The following is a 12314-nucleotide window of genomic DNA, read 5'->3' as shown; positions in this document are numbered from 1 at the left end:
GCTGGTTCGTGGGCATATCGTGACGCTGCCCGATCATAGCTCCGGTTCCGCTTCCGTTTGTTGCCTCCTGTTTACCTGCGTATTCCTCCGGCCAAACGGTACAGAGCCGTAACAAGTGCATCGGGCGACGCAACACACACCGCCTGTGGACAAATCGACGCAACGCGAGAGCGTAGTGCCTCGTCTGTCGTGACAAATACGGATTGAGTTTTGGGATTGGACTTCATCGCCGCTTCAAGCATGGGCACATCGGAGTTGGTATCTCCGCAGACCAAAACATTCCCCTGCCCCAGGTCGACAGCCAACGTCTCTGTAATAAACCGTATGGCGTCTCCTTTATCGAAATCCTTCGCCCCCTGAACGTCGTCATCAATGGTTAAAATAATTTCGATATCAAGTCCGGTATCTTCAATGCGAAAATGCTCTCCGGAAGGATCAACTCTGGAGACAAGAGTTCGGATGGCATCAAGCAGCGCTTGAGAAAGCTCCGGATCAATACTCTTCGAATAATCTTGCCTCGCCAAGGTAGTCTGGCCGAATTTGAATTGCACACCGGACCCGATGAGTGTGAACGTTTCCATCCCCGGGGCCAGCAGCATCGCACCTAGTTGCGTATTGAAGGTATCAAGCAAGCGTTGTTTATGTGGATCAATGGGGAATACTCGACGCTCTCCTTCCAAATCGAAAAATTCACGTCCTTTGGATCCCGCGAGGATAAACGCGTTTGGGGGTGAAACGGTCAGGTCGGCAATACCGAAATCGGCCAGCGGGGCAGACGTTAAAATGATAGGATTCGTCACCTGAGCTCTGGCAAAAGCAGTCAGGTACACCGCATTATAGAGTGATTGGATAGATGTTTGATAGCGACCACAATAATTATTAATTGTCCCGTCCCGATCTGTTACGAACGTTTCGAACGTCATCCCGGAAAAAGCAGCAACAATCCGCTCTACATCATCAGCAAACTCGCCTGATTTCGATCCCAAAAAATCAAAGAATGTGGCGTCGTCATGGGTAGTATAAAAAATGTCTTTGGCTAACTCATCCGCCTCATACCCGATATCAAGCAAGACATCCCGTCCGCGAGAAAGCTCGACACGTCGTTTTCCCGACTCAAGAGGAAGAGCTTCCAATGCGGCCAACGCTCCTTTCAATGAGGTCACGGACTGCGTATCATACGGTTGCCCGTATTCATGATTTTCCATGAGCGACAACCGAACTCCATGTGTTTTTTCCATGAGTTCATAAAACGATTTCAGCGTGACAGGGACCTCCCAGGACAAAGGAATATCAAACATGAAACGGCTCCATAGCTTGAGGTTGATGGTCGTCAACAGTCGAAGCGCGTACGAAGAATTGAATATTCAGAGAATATAACTTCCTTGACTCTTTCTCACACGAGTATTCTTTCAAACACCCCCAATCATGGTCGAACGTCGCCTTCTTCAATGCGTATCGCCATATACCGTTTCATATTCTTCACGTTGTGCTTGCTTAAACTCTTGTGGCGTAAAATCATAGCCTTCAGCGTGTATGCGTTCCCAATTTTTCTGCATATCCTCTTCTTGCGTTATCATCGCTCGAAAATCTTTATCTTCACGCATACGTTTCATATAGCGTTTTGCATCTTCAACAGACATAGTCCCTCCTTGGCGTATACTTCAGGCGTGTATTTCACGGTCCTGAGATACTCTATTTCCACACATGAATACGCATAAATTCATTTTGGCGTTACACCCCGTTCCTCAAGCGTTCTCAATCAAATGTATTCAATACTAAACCGATTTTATCCTCAAGATCAATGCCAGAAGGAATCCATTTATATTCATTTCTCCTCCTCATGTCTCTTAAACCCATTGAGAATCAAATGTGCTTGGTCTACAGTCCCTGAATGATGTCCCTCATTTCCCCTTCCCTCTTCTTGGAGGAGAGACCATGAAGATCCGTCCAGGAGATTGTGTTTCCGTTCATTACTGCTGTTCTTTGCCGAACGGATTCGTTCTTGATGCGACAACGGAAAGTACCCCATGTTGTTTGGTTGCCGGTTCAGGTGACATTCTTCCCGGTTTTGACGCTGCACTTATGGGACATGGGCCGGGCGATGTCTTCACGACGTATATTCCTGCAACTCAGGCATTCGGGAGCTTCCAACCGGAACGTATTGCCCAAACATCCCGATCTCAGCTCCCGAAAAATATCATCCCTCAGCCAGGCACCGTCCTGCGTGTTCCCCACAATGAGAAGGCCAGTTTAGCAACAATCGTTGCATGTGACGGAGATACAATTACGATCAATTTCAATCACCCACTCTCGGATTATGATCTTGTATTTCACATCACCATCCTTGATGTCCGACGGCCAGCGGACGTCCCAATGGCGCAATAGAATACCAAGCCTGTAAACGCGGTGGCTTTGGCTCCACCGACCTCCCTTCATGTGAATCTTTTGACGTTTTCGCACAAGCACACGATATCACCCATCCTCTATTCTTACTCAATTTCAAATTATTGACGCCTTTATATTCTTGTCTTGGTCGTCTCCTCGAATATAACCCCGCTCTTCTTGAAAGGTATTGATAATTCTCCTTTCCGATCATGCTCTTTTTTGTCCTGGATATCCCGTCCCCTCATCTCATTTTCTTTGTAAAAAGAGATTCTTTACCGGTTTCGTCAAAATCATGGCAGGGAATTTTTTGCCTTGAACAATCGTTAGCCAGACGCAACACACTGATAATCAATATCTTTTCAAATGTGGCAAGCGATGTGCATTAGCCAAGTCGCCGGACACGTCCTTACTGGATGACCAGACCACTATTTCAACAGGCGAGAAAGGAGACGGACTATGTCCTTGGTAATCAATCACAACCTCATGGCCATGAACGCGGCCAGAAATCTTAACCTTCACTACGCACAACTTGATACCTCCACCCGCCGCCTTTCGTCGGGATTGCGCATAGGCACGGCGGCTGATGATGCTGCAGGTTTGGCCATTCGCGAACTTATGCGCGCTGATGTTGCGACACTCAACCAAGGCATTCGTAACGCTAACGACGCCGTTTCCATGATTCAGACTGCAGACGGAGCGTTGCAGATTATCGATGAAAAACTCATTCGCATGAAGGAACTCGCGGAACAAGCAGCCACGGGTACCTACAGTTCTGCACAACGTATTCTCATTGATTCGGAATATCAGGCTATGGCGTCGGAAATCACTCGTATCGCCATGGCAACCGACTTCAACGGTATCCATCTGCTTGATGGCAACTTGTCGTCTGATGTCCATAACGGCAGTGGTTTGCTGTCCACGGGCAAACTCAAGGTTCACTTTGGCACAAGCAACAACTCAGCTGAAGACTACTATTATGTCCGCATCGGGAACTCGACCGCTTCAGCGTTTGGTGTCGGAAATAGCACTGGAGCAGGAAGAGCCGGATACAGTATTTCAACACAAGAAGCCGCGCAGTTAGCTCTGGACGCAATCAATGCAGCCATTATTTCCAAGGACACCATTCGAGCCAATCTTGGTGCGCTGCAAAACCGCCTGGAAAACACCATCGAAAACTTATCCATTCAGGCGGAAAACCTTGTTGCTGCTGAATCACGCATTTCTGACGTCGACGTTGCTACAGAAATGACCGAATTTGTTCGCAACCAGATCCTCACGCAAGCCGCCGTCGCCATGCTTGCACAAGCCAACTCCCTGCCTAAAATGGCTATGCAACTTATCGGTGGTTAACCGATACGGCGCCTACTTATTTATTGTCAATTTTTTGACAAAAAAACACCCCCTCATGCAGTTGGAGGGGGTGTTTTTTTATTCTTTATAATACAAGATTGTCTGCCTCAGGAACGACGCAAAAATATGAAAAACAACGTGTGAACATACACTGCACCATAAATTATCACCCATCACGATATCACCATGTCATATCTCGCTGGCACTCGCGCGAAAAATCCGCACTGCAAACGCTCAACTTTAAACGATCGATTTATTTCCAAACGAAACAAATTCCTTTAAGGTCTCCTCTTCTCGCTCTACATTGTGAGACAAAGGAGATTATCATGGCAAGAATGCGTGCACTTCGTTCAAAAACTCGAGACATCCTCGCTGCAGCAGACTGGGAATCCCGACTGAGCGAATTGCTTGTCCTGCCAGCTAAAACAGTACTCGGCCCACTTTTTGGAGCGCTGCTCGATAAAGAAGAACTCGTTCGGTGGCATGCGGTGACGGCGTTTGGTGTTGTTGTCCCTCCTATGGCTGACGCGCGTATGGAGGACGGCCGCATTCTTATGCGAAGGCTCATGTGGAATCTCAATGAAGAATCCGGCAACATTGGTTGGGGAATTCCTGAAACGTTTGGGGAAATTTTGGCCTGTCATGAAGGACTTGCACTGGAATTTCATCGTATTCTCATCTCGTATATTCAGGAAAATGCCTGCTCAAGTAATTACATCGACCACTGTCCTCTTCGACAGTGTGCCTATTGGGGCATCGGTCGACTTGCTCAGGCTCGCCCGGAACTTGCTCGGCATGGTCAGCGTGACGTTATTGATGGTTTGCAAAATGATGATGCAGTGACACGTGGTCTCTGTGCATGGACCGTGAGTCTCCTTGGTCCTGTCGAAGATCCCGATGCACGAGGATATCTCGACGCACTGTGCAACGATCAGAACGCTGTTCGTCTCTATCGAAATCGTTGTCTTGAAGACACCACAGTCGCCCAACTTGCTCAGGAAGCCTTGAAGGCAATCTCATAGAATTGTACGCTCCATACTGAAGTTCATTATGCAATACGCCATTCTTTCGGATATTCACGCGAACCTCGAAGCGCTAAATGCTGTTCTTGATGATATCGATAAGCATGCAACTCCGGTTCATGGCATTATTTGCCCCGGCGATATGATTGGATACGGTCCCGATCCTGACGCCGTCATTGCTCGTCTTTGTGAACTCGACAATGTCATCTGTACCTTGGGAAATCATGAGGAAGGTGTTCTCAGTAAAAAAGCCCGTGCCTGGTTCAATTCCACATCACGCCAAGCCTTGGACAAAACCATCGCAATGCTCTCTCCTGCATCGTTGGACTTTCTGAAAACACTCGATGACCACCTTGTGCTTGGCGATTTTCGTTTTGTTCACGGCATGCCCCCCAAGTCGCTCCGCACCTATCTTTTTGAATGCGATGATACGATGCTTCATGATATTTTTTCATCGTATACCGAACGCATTTGTTTTGTCGGACATACGCATATGCTTGAGCATGTCGAGCTTCTTCCCGATCAAACGCTTGTACGACGACATTTGAAAGAGGGTATCTACTTCATCGACACAATATCCCGTTCCATTATCAACGTCGGTAGTGTTGGACAGCCCAGAGACGGCAATAGCAACGCCAAATATATCCTCTTTGACATCGAAACATACCGCCTTGATATTCGCAGTGTTACCTATGATGCTCACAAGACGGCGGAAAAGATTCTTGCCGCAAACATTCCTCGACAATATGCGGATCGATTGCTTTAGCAAATTTTTCTGTATACGCCCCAACCTCACGTGACGCCTCATTTTGACATTCGAGGACTTTCACCCGATACCCCCATCGCAATGGAGTAAGGAGTTGCGATATGTTACGAATTGACGGATACGAGATCCTTGGCCGACTTGGTCAAGGAGGAGAAGCAGTTGTTTATAAAGTGAAAGCTCCGGTCACAGGCCGCTTAGCTGCTTTAAAACTCCTGAAACCAAATGATTTTCTTGTCACATTGCTCGGCATGGATGAAATCGTCAGGCGATTTATGATCGAAGTCCGTCTCCTTGGAGGACTTCGTCATGAAAACCTCGTCGAAGTCTTTGATTTTGGGAGGCACGATGGCAATCCGTACTTTGTCATGAATTACTTCTGCAATAACCTTGGGGACGTTATTGGCGAGTCTTTTCGAATCGAAGCCCCGACACGACGTCTCGGTGTTCCTCGGGCCTGTCACTATGTCCGACAGATACTTGATGGACTCGGGCGCCTCCATTTCGAGGGAATCATTCACCGGGACATCAAGCCACAGAATATCCTCCTCACCGATCAGCACGGAGTACGCATAATAGATTTCGGCCTGTCTAAAACGCAAGCAGGACCGCAGCATGAGACTCCTGACAATCTCAAAATCGGTACACCGTTTTATACAGCACCTGAACAAGAACGTAATCCCGAGTCCGCCGATGTCCGCTCGGACCTCTACGCCGTCGGTGTCATGCTCTATCGCATGCTCACCGGTGAATTACCGTATCCGGACGAGACCTCAACGTTTGTCGAACCAAGTCGGAAAAACACGGACCTCACAGAGGCTTTCAATGTGTTTCTCCAGAAAGCAGTGGCCAGATCAGCAGCCAATCGCTTTGAGAATGCACTCACCATGCGTAAGGAGCTTGACAAAGTCCTTGAGGATTGGAAATCGCGTGTTGCCGGTATGTGTAGCCTGGCTGACGAAGTGCTGACTCCACCTTCTATTTCCGAATCATGCTCAACGGAGCCAATACGCAGTTCTCCCACAAAAATGGACGCTACGACCATGCAAACCCAGCTCAATCTTGATGACCTGTGGCGCCCCCACCCCAAATGCAAGTCGTGCTTTACCCGATCGCACGATATTGTTGTTGACGAGCAAAATCATCTCATCTGGCAAGCCGGCGGTTCTCCCTACCCTGTAGATTTTGAATCAGCACAGGCCTATATTGCCGAGCTCAACGATTCCCAATTCGGTGGTTTTACGGATTGGCGTCTTCCCACACTTCCAGAATTACTCACAATTTTAACGCCACTTCCTACTGGGCTTGGCCTTTGTCGCCATGACGCCTTCGATACCCGTCAACGACGCCTTTGGAGTACGGATCGCCGTACTTTCATTTCTTATTGGGGTGTTGAAACGGAACTCGGCTTTGTCATGTGTGCCGATGATACATGCCAGCTTTCTGTTCGGGCTGTGCGGAGTGGAATGATTCCAGCGAATAATACATAGCGCTCAACATGTGACGGCAGCGACCGTCAAACCGCCGCTGCCGCCACATGTGTTTGGCTGAAATAAAAAATTATTGCGCCATTGTTGGAATGGTGCCGTCTTGTTGAGGGGATGTTTCAGCAGGCGTTTGTTGAGGAAGACTTTTTTTAATCTCTACAATCATCTCAGCCAGCGGCATCCCACCTGGATTGGTCGCGGAGGGATCAACCTTGAGGAGTGCCTCCCAGGACGCTATTGCTCCTTCGGGCTCACGAAGATCATGCAGCAAGACAATACCCTTGTTGAAAAGAGCTGTTTTATGACTCGGGTCAACACGTAAGGCAGCATCAAAGTCGGCAACAGCCGCTCTGGAATCACCAAGCTGTCTCTTCATGACACCACGGTCAACAAGAACATTGGCGTTATCCGGAACAATATCGAGTGCCTTCGTGTACGCATCAATAGATTTAGCGGGGTTCCCTGCATCGTAGTACAGGTTACCGAGCTGTACCCAGCGAGCCGCATCCTGGGGATTGGACGCCAATTCGCTTTCAAGTTGCTCAATTTCGGCTTGATGATTCTGACCTTGCTGCGGTGGCATCTGGGCAACATTCGCATGCGGGGCATACTGTGTTCCAACCATAAATCCCAAAAAACCGCCGATCAAAAGCATTGCGATGGCAATCATGACGGTTGTGGTTCTGGTCACGACATTTCGACGCTGTGTGGTGTTATCAGGCATGATTCCTCCATGATTGTGCGTCGTTTCGTCTACCGTGAGTTTCACGTACATGCAAGACCGAACGGAGACCATGGAGATCATCCCGATGCAATACGCATCCAACAGAAATTTGATGAAAGGAATGCAAAAAGAAACGGTTGCCATAAGAAGATAAACGTTGGATACGTTCTCTCATGGCAACCGTGTTATACAATCATTGTGTGTCAAAAAGAGCCTGAACCACCAGAATCCATTGGAATTGTGTTGAAATTTCACTGCTGATTGACTCTGCTTCTGACAAGGACTCGATTTCGCTTTCGGTTCTTTCCGGAACCGCGGCTCGCCCCCTTTACGGTCACAGCCGACATTATGCTTTCTCAAGTCCTGCTTCATGGCGCCTCACTGCGCGAGTATGGGAATACACGTTTATTTGAGGCATCCTCCTGTTGTGGTTGCACCTTCGTTTCCTCTGGTACCGGGCCCTCCTTCAGGTACCCCCGTACCCCGCTGTCATGTCCACACCGATCGACGGTTTTCACGTCCGCCGCTGGCTCTCTCTGCCAGACGATCTCGCGACCGTGGGGGACATTACTGCTCTGTATTTAGGAAATAAGCATCAACCGCCCTTCGTCAAGTCCACCCAGCAAAAAAAATTATTCGAAGTCGATAACCTTCGGCCCAATGAATTGATGGGAGCTAGGCCGACTGACATAGGACAAGTGCGAAATTTCTTGTCCATCGTAATGCACGCTTTCAATGAAAAAGACGTTGGTCAACCACACATCGTTATCGATCGTTTTAGGCATTTCGCAACGATTGATCTTGATGAAAATCTTGTCGATATCAAGATAATCCACACTCCCAAAAGAGTATTTACTCACATACTCTTCGTTATAACCGAAGGTATACATCACCTTATTTTTGATGAAAGGCTGAAAGACAAAACTCGGTTCGCGTTCACGAATCTCGTGATTGACCTTGGTAAGACTAATTTTAATATTTTCATTTTCGTTGAGAATCAACAGCATCGTCGTATCGTTTTGATCAAGCAACCGCTCGCCAGCGGAATGGATGAAGCAGTCATTCTCAAACATAATTTGTTGGACATACTCATCCTTTCCGACTTCTTTTGCCTTGCGAATGGTCTCTTTTTCAAGAAACGTATAAAAGAGCCGTTGTCCTTGGCCCATTATCTGCAAATCAAATTTCATCCTGTATCCTTTTTTTCTTCGCACGAAGCGAATATATTGCGGTTTTGCTCCATCGGTTTATAATCCAACCAGGAAGAATGGCAAATCCAAATTTTCGGGATAGCCTGCGCCGGAGCCCAAATTCTGGGCGTTTATCTTTGCTTCCTTTGGTTAACTTCGTGAAGGTCTACACAACATGAGAATGAAACTCTGTCTTCTCCTCCACTCCATAAAACTCTAGGAGAAACGCCATGACTTCTTCCCGTTGGAACGATGCGCTAGCAGTAGGCGTACCGACAATCGATTCACAACACAAGCATCTCTTCATACTCATCGATACATTACGCAGTGTGGATTCCGATGACAGTGAAGAAATCAAAAAAGCAATAGATGAACTCAATACCTATGCCGCAATGCACTTTGCTCTTGAAGAACGGCTCATGGATCGCTTCAACTATCCATACGCTGACAATCACCTCCGTGCGCATGCAACATTTATCTCACAGGTCGGTGAATATGATGTGGAATGTGCCTTTGGCTCAGGGCCCTCACGCTCTGAAGTCGTCGACTATATCGAGGGGTGGATTTCAAATCATATCATGACGGTAGACATGCAGTTTGGTGAATACTTACAGCATCTTGATGTCATAGAAACAATCCAAAACGAATACTAACGCTCAAAATATTCCTCACGTCAAGAGAGACGGCAACCAGGCAAGCCGGATAACGCCCGACCTGCCGAGTTGCCATGGAAATGCAGTCAAAGCCATACTGTCAATTATTGTTTCGCTGGCGTACTCGCTTCCATGAGACCATAAATGCTCACATTGGCCGGCCATGTAACGATAAACGGCGCTTTCGACTTGAAATGCTTCTTGATAAAAGCGGAAAGCTCTTGGCTAATATCGGTTTTTGCTGTCACAACAAAAGAAAAATTGTTCTCCAGCTCAATATTGCCGTCTGTCTTCACCGACCCACCATGCGTTAACCCCAGTTCGGTATACCCGCCAGCAACTTTGATAAGCATTTTTTTCAGATCGGTAATTTGCTTTGCAACATTGTTTTCCCCAGGGATAGCCGAAGGAACGACAAAAAAATGGATATACCCCATACCTCCAGTTTCGCCATCTGGAGAAGTGCCCTGGCGAACAAACCGATATGTCATGGCCATATCGTTTTTGCCAGCGGTAAGGGCCGTCAGCGCTATTTCGTCATGAGAGAGGATGCGACCTGAATAAAAAGAAGCGTTTGTATTCTTCTCGCCAGTACGAATAAGATAGAATCCATTGTCGCCAAAATCGATAACGCCTGAAAAAGCAATTGTCTGCAAAGATTCAGTAGGCCCAGTACTCAAAGAGCCGGAAAAAGCTCGTCCTTGCTGAACATCAATAGTCAATGTCGCAGGATTCGCGACGGGAAATCCATCTCCCGCGACATGACCGTATGCTTCCGTTGACGTCCATACTCCAGTCATATCCATGGTTGCCGCCCAAGCTCCCGAAGCAGTCCAGAGAACTACGCTGACGACCAGAACCCAAATATGTGTTTTTTTTAGTCATAATCGACTCCTTTTCCAATCGATGTACATGTTTTTTTGAAGCAAACAAAGCCTCTGGTATGGCCGCCTAGAACTACTATTGCGGACGATCCAACTGCTCTCCCGGCCTGACAAACATCGCTCTTATTGACATCTTCTTTCGGGATACAAAGTAACCATTCCGAATTGCATACGTTAAACTGGACGCAAAAGTCCAACCATAGTGATAGGCACACGGTACTGGACACAACAAACTGGACGCAAAAGGCATATCACATGACTTTGCTCAACACGTGCTCGGAAACACGCCTCAAACGACGTATGACAAAGAAATAAATCAGATCGGTGCCCAGAGACTACCGAGTTGTGGAGGGGGAATTTGAGTATTACAGAAAATACACGACAATAAAACTCAACGCCAATGTCAAAACGGAAGCAGTATTCCTCAACACGAACCGCCTCGCCAACATGAAAACAACAAACACATCACCATGGAGGGAAACAGCCCGAAACCGAATGTCCAAGTATAGACAATAACAAACCGCCACGATGACTTTTCGACAAGTCACCGTGGCGAAAAAGAAGAATCACTGAGTTTTTTTCTTTTCGGCCGAAGCTTTTGCGTAGCCCCGATAGACATTGAAAGCAAAAATCAAAACAATTGCAACTATATATATCACAACAGATATGCGCAGCACATCTCCTGCAATAATTTCTTGTGATCCCATATACCACAGGATCAAGACATAGGCCAACGTACATAGCCCGATGTTGCGAAGCTGGTCGAAAATCATTTTCAATATCCGCATCACCCCAGATTCCAGACTCTTTTCGAGATTCATCCGTCAATCCTTGTCGTTGCCGTTGATACCCAGGGAGCTTGTCAAACACGCTCATCACTATTGGAGTCTTGTAGGGCACATAACACTTCAGGTCAATAAAAGCCATGCCCTTGTGCTATCAATAAAGTTTCCCGTTGCTTATAGGATCTATTTTGCACAACGAATCACGCCTACCACGGAATGGATTTATACTGTATAGTATACCCTTTCCGATCCATACATCGAATGAGGCGATCCTCTTTCTTGCCTTCAGTATCGAGAATATCGATAGCCCATGAATCGGGATCAGCAGCAGTCACTTCTTTCGCTTCCTTACGACATTCGGCTTCATCAGCCTCATACTGCGAAGTCGATAGTCTCGGATCGTAATGAGTAAATTTGACTCTGGTGCAGGCCGCCATGGTGGCGACACACACAATGCTCAAAAAGAAAAAACCAAAAACTTTCACGGCAGGTGCCTCCTCAAACCAAACCCATCTTATCGCACCACGCTACACCGAAACACATTGAAGAATCGACGCAAGCGATCCTTTCTCTTTCATTTACAACGGGGCTTCGTTTTATCCTTCAATGGAAGAACATCTCCCCTGAATACATCGACCTCAGAACTCAGGCCAAATCTACTCCATCCCAAAAGACGGCAGTGAAGCAACACAAGTCCCTCCATCGAAGGATTTTCTCTTAAAGCGCTCTTAATTCATATCAGGTCGGTGGGCCTGACATTGATTCAGCGCGGTATTACACTGGCTGACACACAGCATGCGCCGAGAACTCTCGGCAATCGTGTTGCATAAATTTGAGCATTGCGTCCAATTGATCTGACAATTGCGCAAGTGCTTGGCTTTGCGCTGATCATACTGCTGGTTATTGGTGGAATACGGCGTAGAATATGGACTTGTCGCCGTCGGAACGCATGCAGAGACAATCAATGCCAGAGCAATCACGCCGAGCAGGCATGTTCGCTTGAGAGTATTCTTCATAGCTTCTCCCGAATTATGCTATACAAGCGTAATAAAGACACTTCGGCACAGTGCC

14 protein-coding genes are annotated in these 12314 nt (G+C 47.3%); 6 read left to right on the top strand and 8 right to left on the bottom strand.

Features of this window, described 5'->3' with window-relative positions; genetic code table 11:
• Positions 1-71: 71 nt before the first annotated feature.
• Positions 72-1298 (bottom strand): hypothetical protein, encoded by a 1227-nt coding sequence (locus G451_RS0116485; RefSeq protein ID WP_034642533.1) that lies wholly within the window; start codon positions 1296-1298, stop codon positions 72-74.
• Positions 1299-1445: 147 nt separating this feature from the next.
• Positions 1446-1640 (bottom strand): Nif11-like leader peptide family natural product precursor, encoded by a 195-nt coding sequence (locus G451_RS0116480; RefSeq protein ID WP_027185125.1) that lies wholly within the window; start codon positions 1638-1640, stop codon positions 1446-1448.
• A gap of 295 nt (positions 1641-1935) precedes the next feature.
• Between G451_RS0116480 and G451_RS0116475 the strand changes: the two genes are divergently transcribed.
• From G451_RS0116475 to G451_RS0116450, 5 genes are all read left to right on the top strand, one after another.
• Positions 1936-2385, top strand: coding sequence for an FKBP-type peptidyl-prolyl cis-trans isomerase (locus tag G451_RS0116475; RefSeq protein ID WP_027185124.1), 450 nt, complete (start codon positions 1936-1938; stop codon positions 2383-2385).
• A 456-nt stretch (positions 2386-2841) separates the two neighbouring features.
• Complete coding sequence (locus G451_RS0116465) at positions 2842-3735, top strand: flagellin N-terminal helical domain-containing protein (RefSeq protein WP_027185123.1); 894 nt, start codon at positions 2842-2844, stop codon at positions 3733-3735.
• A gap of 326 nt (positions 3736-4061) precedes the next feature.
• The gene (locus G451_RS0116460; protein WP_027185122.1) at positions 4062-4757 is read left to right on the top strand and encodes a DVU0298 family protein; all 696 of its coding nucleotides are present in this window, start codon (positions 4062-4064) and stop codon (positions 4755-4757) included.
• 28 nt (positions 4758-4785) lie between these two features.
• Entirely contained in the window at positions 4786-5523 is a 738-nt protein-coding gene (locus tag G451_RS0116455) for a metallophosphoesterase family protein (protein ID WP_027185121.1), read from the top strand.
• A 101-nt stretch (positions 5524-5624) separates the two neighbouring features.
• On the top strand, positions 5625-7010 hold the full coding sequence (locus G451_RS0116450) for a protein kinase domain-containing protein (RefSeq protein ID WP_027185120.1): 1386 nt from the start codon (positions 5625-5627) through the stop codon (positions 7008-7010).
• Positions 7011-7080: 70 nt separating this feature from the next.
• On the opposite strand, the gene G451_RS32980 is transcribed toward G451_RS0116450, so the two are convergent.
• Both G451_RS32980 and G451_RS0116440 read right to left on the bottom strand, forming a co-directional pair.
• Complete coding sequence (locus tag G451_RS32980) at positions 7081-7731, bottom strand: tetratricopeptide repeat protein (RefSeq protein WP_169727892.1); 651 nt, start codon at positions 7729-7731, stop codon at positions 7081-7083.
• A 632-nt stretch (positions 7732-8363) separates the two neighbouring features.
• Positions 8364-8921, bottom strand: a complete 558-nt coding sequence (locus G451_RS0116440; RefSeq protein ID WP_027185119.1) for a hypothetical protein — start codon at positions 8919-8921, stop codon at positions 8364-8366.
• 230 nt (positions 8922-9151) lie between these two features.
• Here G451_RS0116440 and G451_RS0116435 point away from each other — a divergent pair, with 230 nt between their 5' ends.
• Positions 9152-9574: a bacteriohemerythrin gene (locus tag G451_RS0116435; protein WP_027185118.1), complete on the top strand. Its 423-nt coding sequence runs from the start codon at positions 9152-9154 to the stop codon at positions 9572-9574.
• A gap of 104 nt (positions 9575-9678) precedes the next feature.
• On the opposite strand, the gene G451_RS0116430 is transcribed toward G451_RS0116435, so the two are convergent.
• The 4 genes from G451_RS0116430 to G451_RS0116415 all read right to left on the bottom strand — a co-directional run bounded on the left by G451_RS0116430 (position 9679) and on the right by G451_RS0116415 (position 12259).
• Positions 9679-10380, bottom strand: coding sequence for a hypothetical protein (locus tag G451_RS0116430; protein WP_027185117.1), 702 nt, complete (start codon positions 10378-10380; stop codon positions 9679-9681).
• Between the two features lie 644 nt (positions 10381-11024).
• Positions 11025-11231 (bottom strand): hypothetical protein, encoded by a 207-nt coding sequence (locus G451_RS0116425; protein ID WP_156921680.1) that lies wholly within the window; start codon positions 11229-11231, stop codon positions 11025-11027.
• A gap of 218 nt (positions 11232-11449) precedes the next feature.
• Positions 11450-11728 carry a hypothetical protein gene (locus G451_RS0116420; protein ID WP_027185115.1) on the bottom strand — a complete coding sequence of 93 codons (279 nt, stop codon included), beginning with the start codon at positions 11726-11728 and terminating at the stop codon, positions 11450-11452.
• Positions 11729-11971: 243 nt separating this feature from the next.
• Positions 11972-12259: a hypothetical protein gene (locus tag G451_RS0116415; RefSeq protein ID WP_027185114.1), complete on the bottom strand. Its 288-nt coding sequence runs from the start codon at positions 12257-12259 to the stop codon at positions 11972-11974.
• Between the last annotated feature and the right edge of the window lie 55 nt (positions 12260-12314).

Origin of the sequence: Desulfovibrio inopinatus DSM 10711, from assembly GCF_000429305.1 — a bacterium.
In the GTDB taxonomy this organism is placed as follows: Bacteria; Desulfobacterota; Desulfovibrionia; order Desulfovibrionales; family Desulfovibrionaceae; genus Alteridesulfovibrio; species Alteridesulfovibrio inopinatus.
This window is presented reverse-complemented; position numbering and strand designations above follow the sequence as displayed.